General features: G+C 61.9%; 25 protein-coding genes and 1 tRNA gene. 15 read left to right on the top strand and 11 right to left on the bottom strand.

What is annotated here, in order from left to right; all coding sequences use genetic code 11:
* Positions 1 to 14: 14 nt before the first annotated feature.
* Positions 15 to 89: transfer RNA gene (locus ACNJYD_RS20295), tRNA-Glu, on the bottom strand.
* Between the two features lie 224 nt (positions 90 to 313).
* Between ACNJYD_RS20295 and ACNJYD_RS20290 the strand changes: the two genes are divergently transcribed.
* The 3 genes from ACNJYD_RS20290 to ACNJYD_RS20280 are packed head-to-tail and all read left to right on the top strand — an operon-like array spanning position 314 to position 1,037.
* Positions 314 to 568, top strand: a complete 255-nt coding sequence (locus ACNJYD_RS20290) for a PilZ domain-containing protein (RefSeq protein WP_172789179.1) — start codon at positions 314 to 316, stop codon at positions 566 to 568.
* A 50-nt stretch (positions 569 to 618) separates the two neighbouring features.
* Entirely contained in the window at positions 619 to 864 is a 246-nt protein-coding gene (locus ACNJYD_RS20285; RefSeq protein WP_212258770.1) for a hypothetical protein, read from the top strand.
* A gap of 5 nt (positions 865 to 869) precedes the next feature.
* Entirely contained in the window at positions 870 to 1,037 is a 168-nt protein-coding gene (locus tag ACNJYD_RS20280; protein ID WP_172789180.1) for a hypothetical protein, read from the top strand.
* A gap of 127 nt (positions 1,038 to 1,164) precedes the next feature.
* On the opposite strand, the gene ACNJYD_RS20275 is transcribed toward ACNJYD_RS20280, so the two are convergent.
* A complete protein-coding gene (locus tag ACNJYD_RS20275; protein ID WP_172789181.1) occupies positions 1,165 to 1,803 on the bottom strand; it encodes a glutathione S-transferase family protein in 639 nt (212 codons plus the stop codon).
* 292 nt (positions 1,804 to 2,095) lie between these two features.
* Entirely contained in the window at positions 2,096 to 2,548 is a 453-nt protein-coding gene (locus tag ACNJYD_RS20270) for a VOC family protein (protein ID WP_172789182.1), read from the bottom strand.
* Between the two features lie 143 nt (positions 2,549 to 2,691).
* Here ACNJYD_RS20270 and ACNJYD_RS20265 point away from each other — a divergent pair, with 143 nt between their 5' ends.
* Positions 2,692 to 4,560, top strand: a complete 1,869-nt coding sequence (locus tag ACNJYD_RS20265) for a hypothetical protein (protein WP_260383568.1) — start codon at positions 2,692 to 2,694, stop codon at positions 4,558 to 4,560.
* 269 nt (positions 4,561 to 4,829) lie between these two features.
* Here ACNJYD_RS20265 and ACNJYD_RS20260 read toward each other — a convergent pair whose 3' ends face one another.
* Positions 4,830 to 5,489, bottom strand: coding sequence for an oxidoreductase (locus tag ACNJYD_RS20260; protein WP_439363130.1), 660 nt, complete (start codon positions 5,487 to 5,489; stop codon positions 4,830 to 4,832).
* 381 nt (positions 5,490 to 5,870) lie between these two features.
* On the opposite strand from ACNJYD_RS20260, the gene ACNJYD_RS20255 reads away from it, so the two are divergent.
* Both ACNJYD_RS20255 and ACNJYD_RS20250 read left to right on the top strand, forming a co-directional pair.
* The gene (locus ACNJYD_RS20255) at positions 5,871 to 6,071 is read left to right on the top strand and encodes a hypothetical protein (protein ID WP_439363129.1); all 201 of its coding nucleotides are present in this window, start codon (positions 5,871 to 5,873) and stop codon (positions 6,069 to 6,071) included.
* Positions 6,071 to 6,334 carry a hypothetical protein gene (locus ACNJYD_RS20250; protein ID WP_439363128.1) on the top strand — a complete coding sequence of 88 codons (264 nt, stop codon included), beginning with the start codon at positions 6,071 to 6,073 and terminating at the stop codon, positions 6,332 to 6,334. The genes ACNJYD_RS20255 and ACNJYD_RS20250 overlap by 1 nt, the downstream gene beginning before the upstream one ends.
* Positions 6,335 to 6,337: 3 nt before the next feature.
* On the opposite strand, the gene ACNJYD_RS20245 is transcribed toward ACNJYD_RS20250, so the two are convergent.
* The gene (locus ACNJYD_RS20245) at positions 6,338 to 6,490 is read right to left on the bottom strand and encodes a hypothetical protein (protein ID WP_172789552.1); all 153 of its coding nucleotides are present in this window, start codon (positions 6,488 to 6,490) and stop codon (positions 6,338 to 6,340) included.
* Positions 6,491 to 6,548: 58 nt separating this feature from the next.
* Positions 6,549 to 6,740, bottom strand: coding sequence for a DUF3072 domain-containing protein (locus ACNJYD_RS20240; RefSeq protein ID WP_439363127.1), 192 nt, complete (start codon positions 6,738 to 6,740; stop codon positions 6,549 to 6,551).
* Positions 6,741 to 6,838: 98 nt separating this feature from the next.
* Between ACNJYD_RS20240 and ACNJYD_RS20235 the strand changes: the two genes are divergently transcribed.
* The 3 genes from ACNJYD_RS20235 (at position 6,839) to ACNJYD_RS20225 (ending at position 8,330) form a co-directional block, all read left to right on the top strand.
* Positions 6,839 to 7,072: a hypothetical protein gene (locus ACNJYD_RS20235; protein WP_439363126.1), complete on the top strand. Its 234-nt coding sequence runs from the start codon at positions 6,839 to 6,841 to the stop codon at positions 7,070 to 7,072.
* A complete protein-coding gene (locus ACNJYD_RS20230) occupies positions 7,069 to 7,293 on the top strand; it encodes a hypothetical protein (RefSeq protein WP_085974320.1) in 225 nt (74 codons plus the stop codon). Before ACNJYD_RS20235 ends, ACNJYD_RS20230 begins: the two co-directional genes overlap by 4 nt.
* A gap of 830 nt (positions 7,294 to 8,123) precedes the next feature.
* The gene (locus tag ACNJYD_RS20225; RefSeq protein WP_197958740.1) at positions 8,124 to 8,330 is read left to right on the top strand and encodes a hypothetical protein; all 207 of its coding nucleotides are present in this window, start codon (positions 8,124 to 8,126) and stop codon (positions 8,328 to 8,330) included.
* Positions 8,331 to 8,412: 82 nt separating this feature from the next.
* Here ACNJYD_RS20225 and ACNJYD_RS20220 read toward each other — a convergent pair whose 3' ends face one another.
* The gene (locus ACNJYD_RS20220) at positions 8,413 to 8,715 is read right to left on the bottom strand and encodes a hypothetical protein (protein ID WP_212257008.1); all 303 of its coding nucleotides are present in this window, start codon (positions 8,713 to 8,715) and stop codon (positions 8,413 to 8,415) included.
* A gap of 110 nt (positions 8,716 to 8,825) precedes the next feature.
* Entirely contained in the window at positions 8,826 to 9,317 is a 492-nt protein-coding gene (locus ACNJYD_RS20215; RefSeq protein WP_439363125.1) for a hypothetical protein, read from the bottom strand.
* A 256-nt stretch (positions 9,318 to 9,573) separates the two neighbouring features.
* Here ACNJYD_RS20215 and ACNJYD_RS20210 point away from each other — a divergent pair, with 256 nt between their 5' ends.
* From ACNJYD_RS20210 to ACNJYD_RS20200, 3 genes are all read left to right on the top strand, one after another.
* A complete protein-coding gene (locus ACNJYD_RS20210) occupies positions 9,574 to 9,870 on the top strand; it encodes an HU family DNA-binding protein (protein ID WP_018323108.1) in 297 nt (98 codons plus the stop codon).
* A gap of 497 nt (positions 9,871 to 10,367) precedes the next feature.
* A complete protein-coding gene (locus ACNJYD_RS20205) occupies positions 10,368 to 10,502 on the top strand; it encodes a hypothetical protein (RefSeq protein ID WP_256456618.1) in 135 nt (44 codons plus the stop codon).
* A 481-nt stretch (positions 10,503 to 10,983) separates the two neighbouring features.
* Positions 10,984 to 11,181: a hypothetical protein gene (locus ACNJYD_RS20200; RefSeq protein ID WP_212257284.1), complete on the top strand. Its 198-nt coding sequence runs from the start codon at positions 10,984 to 10,986 to the stop codon at positions 11,179 to 11,181.
* Here ACNJYD_RS20200 and ACNJYD_RS20195 read toward each other — a convergent pair.
* Positions 11,178 to 11,303: a hypothetical protein gene (locus tag ACNJYD_RS20195; RefSeq protein ID WP_439363124.1), complete on the bottom strand. Its 126-nt coding sequence runs from the start codon at positions 11,301 to 11,303 to the stop codon at positions 11,178 to 11,180. The two genes, ACNJYD_RS20200 and ACNJYD_RS20195, sit on opposite strands and share 4 nt — an antisense overlap.
* Positions 11,304 to 11,385: 82 nt before the next feature.
* Positions 11,386 to 11,616 (bottom strand): hypothetical protein, encoded by a 231-nt coding sequence (locus ACNJYD_RS20190; protein WP_439363123.1) that lies wholly within the window; start codon positions 11,614 to 11,616, stop codon positions 11,386 to 11,388.
* 280 nt (positions 11,617 to 11,896) lie between these two features.
* Here ACNJYD_RS20190 and ACNJYD_RS20185 point away from each other — a divergent pair, with 280 nt between their 5' ends.
* The gene (locus tag ACNJYD_RS20185) at positions 11,897 to 12,184 is read left to right on the top strand and encodes a hypothetical protein (RefSeq protein WP_172789561.1); all 288 of its coding nucleotides are present in this window, start codon (positions 11,897 to 11,899) and stop codon (positions 12,182 to 12,184) included.
* Between the two features lie 97 nt (positions 12,185 to 12,281).
* On the opposite strand, the gene ACNJYD_RS20180 is transcribed toward ACNJYD_RS20185, so the two are convergent.
* Positions 12,282 to 12,446 carry a hypothetical protein gene (locus tag ACNJYD_RS20180; protein ID WP_008558907.1) on the bottom strand — a complete coding sequence of 55 codons (165 nt, stop codon included), beginning with the start codon at positions 12,444 to 12,446 and terminating at the stop codon, positions 12,282 to 12,284.
* 256 nt (positions 12,447 to 12,702) lie between these two features.
* Between ACNJYD_RS20180 and ACNJYD_RS20175 the strand changes: the two genes are divergently transcribed.
* Positions 12,703 to 13,464, top strand: a complete 762-nt coding sequence (locus ACNJYD_RS20175) for an SIR2 family NAD-dependent protein deacylase (protein ID WP_439363122.1) — start codon at positions 12,703 to 12,705, stop codon at positions 13,462 to 13,464.
* A gap of 198 nt (positions 13,465 to 13,662) precedes the next feature.
* Entirely contained in the window at positions 13,663 to 14,325 is a 663-nt protein-coding gene (locus ACNJYD_RS20170) for a cold-shock protein (RefSeq protein WP_172789563.1), read from the top strand.
* Positions 14,326 to 14,429: the final 104 nt, after the last annotated feature.

Raw genomic sequence — 14,429 nt, 5'->3', positions numbered from 1 at the left:
GATTGCGGACTGGCTGGCGCTCCCTAGCGGAATCGAACCGCTCTCTCCACCGTGAAAGGGTGGCGTCCTAACCGATAGACGAAGGGAGCAAACACAGGGCCCTGCCGATTGTCCCGGCACGGCCGCTGGCCGGCCGAACAGGGTCCGGCGGCTTGCAGCGGGCGAACGTATAGTGGCCTTTGCGCTCCCGGGCAAGCCGTTCGGGAACGGTCTTTTGGCTCCGGTGGATAGCCCCAAGCCCGGGATCATTCGGAGGCGATTTCAACGGTTTGTTAGGGTTCCCTGCGTAGCGCTGGATGGGGAGATTTTGCTGATGCCACCGCCGAAGAAGCGCGCAGCCCGCAAGCTGCTGTCGCAGCACGCCTGGATTACGCTGGACGGCGGATTCGCCGCGCGGCATTGCCTGGTTCAGGACATTTCGGATTCGGGTGCCAAGATCACCCTCGACGAGGACGCAAGCCAGCTTCCCGGCGTGATCCGGATGGCCTTCGCGCGCGATGCGCGCACCGGGCGGAGCTGCCAGGTGATCTGGCGCCGCGGCAAGTCGGCCGGCGTCAGGTTCCTCTGATCGCGGACCGCCCGATGGCGCGCGCGGCCGGTCCGGGCTACAAGGCGGCGATGCGCACACCGCTCCTCATCCTGCTCTGTCTGCTGGCCACGTCCGCGACCGCGGCCGAGAGCCTGCGCCTGCCGCCTGCCGAGCCGCCACAGGCGGGCAAGGCGCTGCCGCTGGCCGGCAGCACGGCCGGGAAGGCGAAGGCAGGCTCCTGCGCAGCGTACGGCCCGCGCTTCGTGATGGTCGAGGGCACCGGGACCTGCGTCCAGCTCGGCGGCGCGATCAGCGTCGACACCATCCGGCGCTGAAGGCCATGCCTGCGGATCTGGTGCGGCTCGACATCATCGTTCCCGTGCTGATGTATTGCGCGCTGCTGTGGTGGGTCGGCCGCGGCCTCAGCTGGACCGCGCGCCTTGCGACCGCCGCGGTGACGCTGTTGCTGATCATCGCCGTGCTGCTGGTCGAGCGCGGCTGGCGCTAGCGCACGTCAAAAGTTGAGAAAACAACCCCATGCACAGTAGCCGTCAAGCGCGGCCGTGACGCCGCGGGGCGCGCGCCGGAACGAGGATTCCCCGCGCGATCGCCGCAGCTTGACCCGCGCGAGGTGCTCACGACATCGGCGGTGCGACGAATTGCGCAAACCCCGGCCGTTTGCCGAGCTCGGCGAGCCAGCGCGTGAGGTGCGGCTGTGCCGGCCGGCTGATGCCCTCGACCCCGAGCCAGCGCCGCGCATAGGATCCGACCGCGATATCGGCCAGCGTGAACGTATCGCCCTCGATGAAGCGGCGCGTGGCGAGCAGGCGGTCGGCGATCGCCCAGACCTCGGCAGCGGCATCGGCATCGCGCTGCACCTGGATCATGTCGCGCTCGGCGGGCGCGGTGCGCACGATGCCCCAGAACACCGGGCGGTCGACCGGCTGCACCGTCGCCAGCGTCCAGTCGAGCCAGCGGTCGACCGAGGCGCGCTGCTTCGGCGCCTCGGGGTAGATCGGCGTGCCGCGCCCATGCGCCATGCAGAGATAACGCATGATCGAATTGGATTCCCACAGCACGAAGTCGCCCTCGACCAGCGTCGGAATCCGCGCATTGGGATTCATCGACAGATATTCGGCCTCGCGCGTCTTGCCGTATTGCATGCCGGCATCGATGCGCTCGTAAGCGAGGCCGAGCTCGGTGCAGCACCACAGCACCTTCTGCACGTTGACCGAGTTGGCGCGGCCCCAGATCGTCAGCTTGGTGTCAGGCATGAAGCGTCTCCCCGCATTGTCGCTTGCTGCGGGTGATAGCGGAATTCGGCGCACTGAGCGATGCGCGATTGCATCGTGCCCCTCATGCAAAAAGCTCCGCACGCGGCGGAGCTTTCATTGCAAAGTTCAAGCCTTTCACTCAGCGGCCGAAGAACAGCCACAACAGAATGATCACCGGGATCGGCACGCCAAGCATCCACAGCAACAGCCCTCTCGCCATCGCATCCTCCTCCAATCGCATCGCTTGGAGGGTGAACGCGGGCAGTGGGCGCTTGTTCCTGCGCGAAAGGGCCTACCAATGGCCGGTATTGGGCATCGACGCCCAGGGCTCCTGCGGCGGCTTCGGATCGCCCTTCTGCAGCAGCTCGATCGAGTGCAGGTCCGGCGAGCGGACGAAGGCCATGTTGCCGTCGCGCGGGGGACGGTTGATGGTGACGCCCGCCTTCATCAGCTTCTCGCAGGTGGCGTAGATGTCGTCGACCTCATAGGCGAGATGGCCGAAGAAGCGATCCTCGCCATACTTCTCCTCGTCCCAATTGTAGGTGAGCTCGACCAGCGGCGCCCCGCGGGTCGGCGGCTGCTTCTTCAAGGCTTCGAGATCGTCCGCCGAGCACAGGAACACCAGCGTGAACCGCCCCTTCTCGTTCTCGATCCGCCGCACCTCCTTCAAGCCGAAAGCATCAACATAGAATTTCAGCGCGACATCGAGATTGCGCACGCGCAGCATGGTGTGGAGGTATCGCATGGTTGTTGCTCCCTGGAACGGACGGAGGGTTTTGTCTTGGGCCGGGACGGCGGGGTAGGAAATAGCAGGAAACGGGGAGGAGGGGCAGGGGGAAGGCTCGCGCGAAGCCGAAGCGTCAGCGAAGATTCCCAGCCGGACACACGATGCTGACGGCACCCGATGAGTCCCTTTCCGACGGCAGCTGCAGTGATCTTCCACGAGGTGTCTCGACTTTGGATTGTTCACGTGAAAAGATGCACGTGTTCTCGTTGAGGGAACGCGACCCCCTGCATATTGCGCAGGGACAAAATTGGGGGATCTCCGTGCGCGAATTTGAAGAAGGCGCCGTATTGCACGTGCGCGCAATTGCTGGACTGCACGTCGTTACGCTGGCTTGGGACTTCGCACCGGGCCAGGAAGCCAAGAAGACCGGACTATTGGGCTTTGCCATCGAGCGCACCGAGTTCGACAGGAACGACAATATCCACGAGCGCTACTTCATTAGAGGGATCAAGCGCTTCAAGCACAAGGACGAGGGACTGGCTCCTGGAACTCCGGTGCCGACGTCGGAGCATCCGATTCAGACATTTCAATGGGGCGACTACACCGCCAAGCCCGAGACAACCTACGAATTTCGCGTCATCCCGGTCTACGGCAAGCCAAAACTCCTCGAGCTCGATGTTGCATCGGCAACCAAAATTCGTGTGAGCACGGAGGCAGAAGAGGGTGGAAACAAGCCGGGAGAAATCACTCACGACATCTATTTCAACCGCGGTGCCGCCGGTTCTCAGGCGTTCGCACGCAAGTTCGGCAAGACCGAGCTCGATGAAAACGATCCCAGCTCGGATGCGATGAAATGGCTTTCCCGTGGCCTGTTCGAGGCACTCGTCAAGTTCATCGAATATCCCTCGACGCTGCAAAACCCCGGTGACTACGCCTTGCGGGCGATGCTTTACGAGTTTCGTTACAAGCCCGTCGGCCTGGCGTTCAAGAAAGCGAAGAATGCCGGCGTCGACGTCGATATCCGCTACGAGGCACAAAGCTATGTGGACGAAAACGAGGAGATGATAGCTGCGGCCAGGATCAAGAGCATCTGCACGCCGCAGAAGTCGCGCGCCGGAATTAGGCACAATAAGTTCATCGTTCTGCTCCACAACGACGTGCCGATCGCCGTCTGGACGGGGTCGACGAACATTTCCTCGGGCGGCATCTTCGGCCATTCCAATGTCGGCCATGTCATATGGGATGGTGAGATTGCACAGAGCTTCCTCGATTATTGGGAGCGCCTGGCTGCACCGGACGTCACGCTTGCTCCCCTGAAGAAAGCAAATCTCGCTGTCGATGCGACGCCTGCGCGCCATACTTTGCCGCCGAAGAATCGCATCTTGCAGCTGTACTCGCCGCGCGACGACAAGACGAAGCCGACGACACTGGAATGGTATGCGGATCTCATCGCCGACGCCAAGCGGATGGCCTGCATCACGTTCGCCTTCAACCTGGACGACTTCCTCTACAAGGCGCTGGCAAAAGACGATGATACTCTCCGCTACTCGCTGTTCGACAAGGATCCGGGAGACGAGTTTGCCGACGAAATCAAAGTCACGGGCAACAGCGTCATGGCGCCCGGAGCCAAGCTTTCAAAGGGCGATCTCGAATTCTTCCTCGGCGAGAAGCTGACCGGTTTCAACCGCAACTTCTATGTTCACGACAAGTTTCTGCTAGTCGATCCGCTGGGAGGCGACCCGGTCGTCGTCACCGGCACTGCAAATTTCAGCCAGCCGTCACAGAACGCCAACGACGAGAATATGCTGGTCATCCGCGGTAACACGAGAGTCGCCGACATCTATTTCGGCGAGTTCATGCGCGTGTTCGACCACTTCTACTCGCGCTATGTCGTCAAGAAGATCAAGGAGGCGGGCAAGGGCGACCCGGACGCCGGTTTCCTGAAGGAGAATTGGAAGGAATGGGTGCCCGGTCATTTCAAAGCGGGGCAAAAGCAGTTGCGGCGCGAGATCTTCATGAAGCAGGATTGATTGGAAGCTGTTGGGATTAACGTCGCCCGAAGAGGCGGCTTCGACTTAGGGTGACGTGCACCAGACTCCCGGAGTGTGGGGCGGGACGCCGGACACTGACTTGGTTCGTAGGATGGGTAGAGCACTTGCGAAACCCATCATGCTTCGTCACGCAACAAGGCTCTCGATGGGTTCGCTTCGCTCTACCCATCTACGAGCTTACGTTGCTGGCGACGGAGAGCGTCGATCGAGAAGGTTTCGCAAGGGCTCAACCCATCCTACGAGCTGCATCACGTTCGAAGCAGTGCCGCCATCTCTTTCCAATGATAGATTCGCACCTTCTCCGTTTGATGCCGCGCGGCTTTGGCGATGGCGTGCGCGATGTCGTTGCCGGCGAGCCCGCGATATCGGTCGGCCGGGCCAAGGAGCAGCGGATTGAGCACGCCCCATATCGCGATGATGAGGCGCTCACGCGGGCGGTCTTCGTCGCGCGCGCCGAGGATCATCGACGGGCGGAAAATATGCGTGTGCTCGAAATCGAGCGAGAGAATGTCGCGCTCCACCTCGCCCTTGGTCCTGAGATAGAACACGCCGGAGCCGGCGTTGGCGCCAACGGCCGTGACCAGAAACACAGACCGCGCGCCGTTCGCTTTTGCGATCTCGGCCGCCAACAGCGGATAATCATGATCGATCTTGTAGTACTCGGCCTCGTCAGGGGTGTGCTTGCGCGTCGTCCCCAGCGCAATGAAGATCTCGTCCGCAACCAATTGCGGCTTGAGTGCGGGCAGGGAAGCGAGATCGCCGATCAGCACCGTGAGCTTCGGATCGCTCACCGCCAGCGGCTTGCGGGCCACGGCCACAATCCGCGAATAATCGGGACTGTCCAACAGGTCGTGCAGCAAATGCGAGCCGATGAAGCCGGTTGCGCCGAAGACAAGTGCGGTTTTCATTCAAGCCACCGTTTTGCGTTGAGAGCCCAAAGGCCAGGTTGATGAGTGCAGATCAGGAGACCCAAGGCAAATCTGGGTTAGCTCGTAGGATGGGTAGAGCACTTGCGAAACCCATCCTGTTTCGTCACGCAGCAAGGCCCTCGATGGATTTCGCTTCGCTCTACCCATCCTACGAGCTGATCGGTTGTTGAAAGTCAGGGGGAGTGGCGGCCGTAGGTCGTGCAGGATGCGCAACATCCGGATCGAGCCTTCCGCTACGGTATAGGCCGCGACATGGCGTGCCGACAATGACGAACTCGCCTGTGCCGGCCATTTGGCCGATCGTGACACCGCGATGACCGGCCCAATGAACCCCGCCAGCGGTCGCGCCGACCAAACGCCATGGCCGCATTGCTTGCAGAACTCCTGTTCGATCTCGTCAGAGCCGTCGTGGGCAGCTGGCTGAGAGAGGCTGCGTTCGCTATCGGTGCGTGGCTCGATACCAAGATTCACAGCCGCACGGCACGCCTTGTCGTCGGCCTCGTACTCGGGGCCGCCGCCTTTTTCCTCATTCCTGCTATCTCCGGCCTGCTGGGTCTTTGATGCTCTCCGTGAGGACACACCTCGTCATCGCATTGGCCGTCGGGGCGCTCGTCTCGACGGTGCTCCTCGTCCTGGAGCCGCTGACCGACTTCGCGTTTCTTTGGCTGGAGTGGCCGGGCATCACCGCAGCGTATTTCTTCTGGGGAGCGGTTGGAGGGTCGACCTTCGCCGGCATCGCCATTTCCTGGGTCGTGAATGCGCTGACCTACGGTCTCGGTGCTTTCGTCATTCTCAGCGCCTTCAAGGTGCTGAGGGAAGCATGATCCTCACGCCGTCTCGTCGTCACCCTTGGCGACGATCTCGACTTCGAAATAGCCCATGTCGCGGAGCTCGGCGGCCTTCTTCTCGGCCGCTTCCCTTGTGTCTCTCTTCAGGATGATCTGGCCCGCTCCGTCGCGGGCGCAAACGAAATAAGGCATTCTCGATTCCCAATTTCGTTTGCATACGCACGGAGCCGGGTTCCCGCAATCGGACGGCTCACCCCTCCAGCTCGGCCTTTTGCCGCATCTTGTCGATCAGCTCCGAGGCCTCGGCCTTGGTCAGCTCCTGCTCAGGCAGGTCCTGGTGAGCCTGCTCGGCCAAGGTCTTGAGGTAGGATTCCTGGGCTCCGGTCATCGGATCGTCGCCGGAAACCCAATCCTTCGGGTCCTTCTGGGTGTTGTCGGCCATCACACATCTCCCATTCCGCTTTCCGTAGAACGTCGGACTCGACTCTTCGTTCCGTTTTTGTTCTCATGGGTCACATCTAGAATTCGCGAGGCGGAACAATGCCGGACCTGGACTTTCTCAGGCGGGAGATCGAACGGATGCGCAGCCAGATCGGCAGGCAGAGGAAGGAGATCCTCCAGCTCCAGCGGGCGGGTATCGGCACCGCCTCGGCCGAAGCGCTGCTGTCGCGGATGGAGGCGAAGGTCGAGAGCCTGTGCGCCGAACGCGACGCGCTGAAGGCGGCAGAGCCGCGCCAGACCAAAGGCCGGGTGCTCGGCGGGAGGACATGGTGAGCAGGCGATGGTTCGACGACGAGAGAGACCTGTCGCCCTTCCTGACCGCGCTCGAGGACGTTCGCCGCAGAGCGACGCGGGAAGGGTGGTGCTATGCCCACGTCCAGGCCATCATCGTCGCCATTGATCAATACGCCGAAGCTGCGACAGGTAACCGCGAGTATTTCCTGAACAAGCCGGTTTCGATCGGAGACAATCGGAAGGCGGCGGACATTCCGTGAGCGTTCCAGCGGCTCTCTGCCGCCGAGGTCCGGCAAAGCCGTCGGATGCAAATGAGCCCGCGCACGAGTCTCCAAGGTGAGAAGGGCCGGGTCCGCGGATTCGCGAACGATGCGTCATGTAAGCTTGCGCCGCTTCGGTTATGTCGCGAGCGCGCAAGCATCCCCAGGCATGCGCGCTTGTCGCTGCCGCCGATTAGCGCGGTGAGTCGGAGGAGAGAGTCGACCTGGTGCGCCCGGGCGAGGCAGTCTTGCTTCGCGGCGAAGCAGTGCTCTTGCCGGACTTCGGATGAGCTTTTGCTGTGATCCCGTTCTGCTCATCGAACTGCTTCAGCCAGGCCGCGATATATCGCGGGTCCTCGGGACAAAGCCGCTCGAGCAAACGAAGGTTCTGCGCTCTGAATTCCACAAGGGTTTTCGGCATCACGGCTCCTCAAAACCCTGCCCGTCGCAAAAATGGGTCTGGAGGGCTGCCGGGTCAACGGCAAAGAGCGCTTGAAATCCCGGGCGAACTGATGCAGCGCCAAAAGCGAAAACCCCGCCCTTGGGAAGCGGGGTTCTCTGTCGAGGTGAAGCTTAGGGACGCTTCAACTGTAAGACGCGCAAACGGCAAGAAAGTTCAAATGAGGACGCGGATGCACTCGCGCCGGGCAATTACAAATCCGTAAGTCGGTTGAAAATCGACGCCCAAAAACTATCTCTGCGTCAGGCGGCAGCGTAACAAGCCGCCCTTCAACTGACACCCAGCCGCCGCGCTCAGAACAGGCGAAGCTGGGTCCTTTGACATTCTCCCGCTTAAGGTCCCGCCTCATTGGCCTCAGAGGCAAACGTCCATGGCTGCCCGCACCTACAATCACGAACGCTGGTCGGAAGACGACGACCGGCTGCTTCGATCCATGTGTGAAAGCGGCAAGAGCCTCACGCTGATGATCGTGAAGCTGAAGCGGCCCATTGCATCGATCAGGTCGCGCGCGATCGAGCTTGGCATCAATCTCCCGGGCACGCGCATCGGCCTGCGACGGAAGCGGCGAACCGCTTGAGCCCGCGCGTCGGACAAAACTGCTGAGCGACCTGCCTCCATCGCTGAAAGCCGGTGCGCACTTTCACGCCCTTGCGGCCGGGCTAGGCCGCGATCCGGTGTTCGACCGGCGTCGTCAGGAACTTGAGCGCTTCGGCATGTGCGAGATCCGGAACCGCGATCGCCGTGTGGCTGTACATCGCGTGTGTCCGCGACGCCGCGATCTTGTCCAGGATATCCTTGCCCTTGATGACGTGGAGGCCCATGCCGTCATCGACGGGGAAGATCGCCAGCACCACGTCGTAAGCCGCGATGACCGCTCTGAGCGCCTCTGCCTTGTCTTCGGCGACATCGACAAAAACACGAACATCAGCTGCGAGTTCACGCAGCTCGTTAAAATCCAGCACTGTCAGGATACTCCAACGCAACCAACCTGATCGAAGCTTGGTCGCGTTAGGTTACTGAAGCGTCAACAATGGGCGCCGAGCCACAAGTTTCACGACGAGGTGACTTCGCTTTAGCGCTTGGCTTCGTTGTTGCGAAGCCTGGCCTCCGCGGCCTCGTCGACGAGGTTCAAGGTGGCGCCGTCATAGCTCAGCTTGAGCCCGCGGCCGACGATCCAAGTCCAGCCTTCGCGGTCCTTGATGGCCGGTGCGTTGAACTGCTCGGAGATCGATTTGACGGCGGTGTCCTGCGATCCGGGATTGTTCAGCGTCGCATCGACGCGCCAGATCGGATGCCTGGCGTCGGCTTCAACGCCGTGGGCTGTGACCTTGGCGCCGTTGATCTCGCATTCGAGGGTGTACGGACCTCGGCTCTGCCGGCAGAGATAGTGGCGTTGACTGACGAGCTTGCTCGCCTCATCGAATGTCATCCCCGGCGAGAAGCCGAAGATGTCGGACTTTTTCACGAGCGCAAGCGACGCAGGCTTCAAGAAGCCTGGCTGGATCGCGACGAGGGCTGCGACAGCGAACACGATCAAACCTGCAATGACGATAGCGACCTTCATCAGCACCCCATCGGAAAACTTGCGACCTTATAGCAGGCGCGGTGCTCTGGCAGGTTCAAGAAAATTGCAGGTCTTACAACATCTTGCACAGGAAGTCCGGAACCCCGCAGAGCCCATGCTTGCGTTTTCGGCCTCGATAGGGTCTAAGCCCGATCACTTCATGACTTCTGGCATGAATCAGCAGCGCGCATTCGCGGGTCCGGCCGCGTCCCCAGCAGCAGATTGCTCCGCGCACCCATTCAAAGGAATTCAGACCATGGCAAAGATGACGAAGACCCAATTGATCGATGCAATTGCCGAGGGCACGCAGCTTTCGAAGAACGACGTGAAGTCCGTGATCGAGTACATGGCGACCGTCGGCTACAAGGAGCTCAACGAGTCCGGCGAGTTCGTCATTCCCGGCTTCGTGAAGATGTCGGTCGTGAACAAGCCGGCGACCGAAGCCCGCATGGGCGTCAATCCCTTCACCAAGGAGCCGATGCAGTTCGCGGCGAAGCCCGCCAGCAAGTCGGTCAAAGCCTCGCCGCTGAAGGTGGCCAAGGACGCCGTCTGACGTGCCGGCGATGTCGTTGCGGCGCGCTCATTGGCGCGACGCCGCAGCGATCAACCGCTGAAGACCAGGTGGGCTCGGCCATGGCGATGCCGAACATCACCAGACCATCACGACAAGCCGTAGCGCGCGGTGCTCGCGCCATCGGGAACGGCAAGCCCCGTTCCGTCACCATCCTCACTCGCTTTCACAAGAAAAAGCCCCGCGCTTTCGCGCGAGGCTCTTTTGGCTGACGGCGTTGGGATTTCAGCGCCTGGCCGACAGCCAAGGCTCCTAACCTAAAGTTGAAATTGCAAAAAGCAACAGCGCCGCCGTGACGGAATATGTTCGTCAGGCGGCGCTGCCGTGTAACTGGGCGCTGAAATCCCCAGCTTCAATGAGTGCTTGCTGCGCCGCAAAGGTTCAACACCGCCCCAGGAAATTTCGCCGGTGGGGGCTGGACTTTTTGTTCTCATTTTGTTCTAGTATGAGCCGCCCAGGTGGACCGTTGGAGGTTGCTCATGACCGTCGAAAAACAGCGCGAAGTGATCAGGCTCTGGAACGAGCTCAGGAAGCTCGAGGGCCCTGCCGCGGAAGAGCTCCGCATCCAGATCCTCGAATGCTTCTCGAAGGAGAAGGCGAAGCGGGCGGCCTGACCTAGCATCGACGCAACGCGGCGACGCGCGAGCGCGATCCGCTCTGAGGGGAGCGCGCTTGATCTGTCGCCGCGTTGCCTGCCGGCGAACTCTTGCTGGCGAACTCTTGTCGCGGAGTTTTGTCGGAGAAGGTCTTGTTGCAGAAGGGTCTTGTTGCAGGGTCTTGCCGCCGAAGAGTCCTGCCGCGGCGAACGTGTGAGCGTGCGCGCTTTCATCGATCGTTAGGAATTGCTCTGCGCTGATTCTTGCGACTCCGATTCGTTCTTCGCGAACGAAATGGAGTCGAAGCTGGAACAAAGCGCGCCGCGGAGCTGCCGGCTGCGGTCTGGCTAACGATAGCTTACGCGGATGCCGATAACCCTATTCGGTTAGGTTAAAAGCCCAATCGCGTTGCGCTTGCTGCGCCTTGGGGTAGGTGTTCGGCAAAGACAAGCAAGAAACGACGTTGCCAAAGAACGATTTGCCCAAGAAGCAATTTGCCATGATGCCTTTTTCAGAGCCGTCCTTTTTTCAAGGCGACCGGCACACCTACCGGCGCGTTGCCGTCGTCGGCGCGCTGTTCTGTCTTGCTTTCGTCGTGATCAGCTTCTCGCTGCGGCCGCAGGCCGAGGACACGCGCGTTGCGGTCAAGGCCGACCGGCTGGTCCGCACGGCCGGCCAGGCACCGCGCGCCAATTAACGCTCGTCGCCACCTCGTTGGTCGTCGGCCCGTGCCTGCGGGCATGCGGCACCGCGCGAGGCGAGCGCCACGAAGCCAGCATAGCCGGACAGGTTGAGCAAGATTTCGAGCCAGGCAGGCATATCGGCCTCCTTCCCTCCGCTCAGCGTGAGGAAAGATTCAACGTCCGCGCGTAATCCCGGTTCCGTACTCCCGCAGAGAAATTCAAAGCGGAGAGGAGGGGTCGAGCCTTCGGCCGAGGGTCGCGACGGATTCGCTCGACGGCTGCTCCTTCAGGAACTCGGCGATGGCCTGCGCCAGCTCGCGGTCGCTCATCGGCGTCGGCGGTGGGCGCAGCGTGCCGACACCGAAGCTGCGGACGATCTCGTCGTAGTGCTCATCGTCGGATCTGGGAACCATTTTGCGGATACGGGCCAGCAAAGCGGATAACGGCAAGCTTTCCTCCTCGATCGTCGTCCCTGCTGGCAACCGTCATGGTCTGCTGCCATCTGCTCCCGTGAAACTGAAAACCCCGCCAGCATCGCGGAGATGCTGACGGGGTCTTCGTGCTGTCGCCTCAACCCGGATGGCGGAGGCGCCCGCACTTGGAACGTCAATCCGCCACAGGCGATTTCGTTCCCGCTGCATCGACATTTTTTGACCGCGATCGGTTCCCTGCGTTCCGCGCAACCATCGCAGGCGCTCGCGGTTACCCCCTGCAGCGAAGGAGGAGAGCATGAAGAAGACACTGGCAGTTCTGGCCACCGTCGCAGCCGTTGGCGTGACCGCGGTCGCGGCCCCTGCGCCCGCCGAGGCAGGTCACCGCGGCATCGGGCCGGGCCTGGCGTTCGGCCTTGCCGCCGGCGCCATCACCGCGGGCGCGGTCGCAGCCTCCCATCCCTATGGCTATTACGGCCCCCGCTACGGCTATTATGACGGCCCGAGCTATTATTACGGACCGGGTCCGTATGCCTATTACGGCGGGCCGTACTACCGACGCCACCACCACTGGCGCCATTGGTAAGTCCGGCAATTGAGTGATCGCCGATAGCGAAAAGCCCGGAGCGCTGCTCCGGGCTTTTTTTCATTCGCATGTCGTCGCGCCCTGCCGGCGCGACCGATTACGGCCAGAGCGAGGGCCGCTCGACCTTGCGGGCATTCTCCAGCGTCGACACGAAGTATTCCTCGCGCTCGCGCTTGAACTTTTCCTGAGTGGCACGGAAGGCGGCGACACGGGCGGCGATCTCTTCGCGTTCGCGCTCTTTGCGCTGTTCGTCCTCGGTCATGTCAAATCTCCCCTCTACACCTTGAGTATGTGCACATCTGAACTCAAGCACTGCCGCCGCAATCACGTTGAGTCGCGTCAACACATCCATTGGCACTTCCGAATGGGGCGTCAATGGGGAGGAGGCATTGCAGGATTGTGATATGCGAAGGTCGGAAGAAATTGCCGAGCGCGTTGCGTTGGCGCTTGATAAGAGCGTCAACGATCTTGCCGCTTGCGCATGTTGCTGTCAGGCCAAACGGAGTCGGGAGGCGCGATTGATCGCATCGGATCTTCAGAGCGGTATCGAGCGGCTCGGCGACATGATCGCCGATGCCAGGACCATCGTGCCGTTCACCGGTGCCGGCATCTCGACCGAATGCGGCATTCCCGACTTCCGCTCGCCGGGCGGAATTTGGACGCGCAACCGTCCGATCCCGTTCGACGAGTTCGTCGCGAGCCAGGAGGCGCGGGACGAATCCTGGCGCCGGCGCTTTGCGATGGAGGCGGTCTTTGCCGCAGCGAAGCCCGGCCGCGGCCATCGGGCGCTGGCATCGCTCTACCGCGCCGGCAAGGTTCCCGCCGTCATCACCCAGAACATCGACAACCTGCACCAGGCCTCGGGCTTCGCGCCGGAGCACGTGGTTGAACTTCACGGAAATACCACTTATGCGCGCTGCATCGGTTGTGGGCAGGCCTATCCGCTCGACTGGGTGAGGCGCCGTTTCGACAACGATGGCGCGGCGCCCAACTGCACCGCTTGCGACGAGCCGGTGAAAACCGCCACGATTTCCTTCGGCCAGATGATGCCGGAGGACGAGATGCAGCGCGCGACAGCGCTGTCGCAGGCTTGCGATCTCTTCATCGCGGTCGGTTCCTCACTGGTGGTCTGGCCGGCCGCCGGTTTTCCGATGATGGCCAAGCGCGCCGGTGCACGTCTCGTGATCATCAATCGCGAGCCGACCGAGCAGGACGACATCGCCGACCTCGTCATCCACCACGACATCGGCGAGACTCTCGGGCCCTTTGTCGCAAATTGAGGCGTCAATTTGATTCGCGGCTGTGCAAGCTGTTCATAGGTTCCGGCGAATCTCTTTTTTGTCTATGCGTCGCAACCGGGAGTGTTATCTTTTGAGTCGAAAGATTCGCGTCGCGTCGAATTGAGAACATTCTCTTAAGACGCGTGATTCGAGCGCCGCCAATGTGGCGGGTTGCATGGCAGTGTGGGGTCCGGGGTTATGGGGTCGTCGGACGGATTTGAGTCCAAGAAGCTTGGAGTTCCCGGACAGGGCACCTCGCCGGGGCGCTTGACGCCGAGCGAGCATGGCAGCGCCGGCCGCGACACCGCACTCAGTCCCTTCACCGGATTGGGCGAAGCCAGCGCCAACCTCGTCGAGGTCACCGGCGTCATCAAATGGTTCGACGCCTCCAAAGGCTACGGCTTCATCGTTCCCGACAATGGTTGGCCCGACGTCCTGCTGCACGTTACCGTGCTTAGGCGCGACGGCTTCCAGACGGCTTATGAAGGCGCCCGCATCGTCGTCGAGTGCATCCAGCGCGCCAAGGGCTACCAGGCTTTCCGCGTCGTCTCGATGGACGAATCGACCGCGATCCATCCGGCGCAGATGCTGCCGCCGCGCACCCATGTCACGGTCACCCCGACCAGCGGGCTGGAACGGGCCCAGGTCAAATGGTTCAACCGGCTGCGCGGCTTCGGCTTCCTGACCTGCGGCGAGGGCACCCCCGATATCTTCGTGCATATGGAGACGCTGCGCCGCTTCGGCATGACCGAGCTCAGGCCGGGCCAGTATGTGCTGGTCCGCTTCGGGCCCGGCTCCAAGGGCATGATGGCGGCCGAGATCCATCCCGAGACCGGATCGCCGGGATTGCAGTCGCACTAAGAATTCCCGCAATCGTGAGCAGAGGCGCGCTGCGAGTCCGGCGCGCCTCTTCCTTTTCGGGCGGTCGCCGCGTAAGGACTGACTTTAAGTCCCACGCCGCGAGA

The organism is Bradyrhizobium sp. SPXBL-02, from assembly GCF_051853065.1.
Taxonomy (GTDB): domain Bacteria; phylum Pseudomonadota; class Alphaproteobacteria; order Rhizobiales; family Xanthobacteraceae; genus Bradyrhizobium.
Note: the sequence above shows the minus strand (reverse complement) of the source record. Positions and strands in the feature narration are given on the sequence as shown.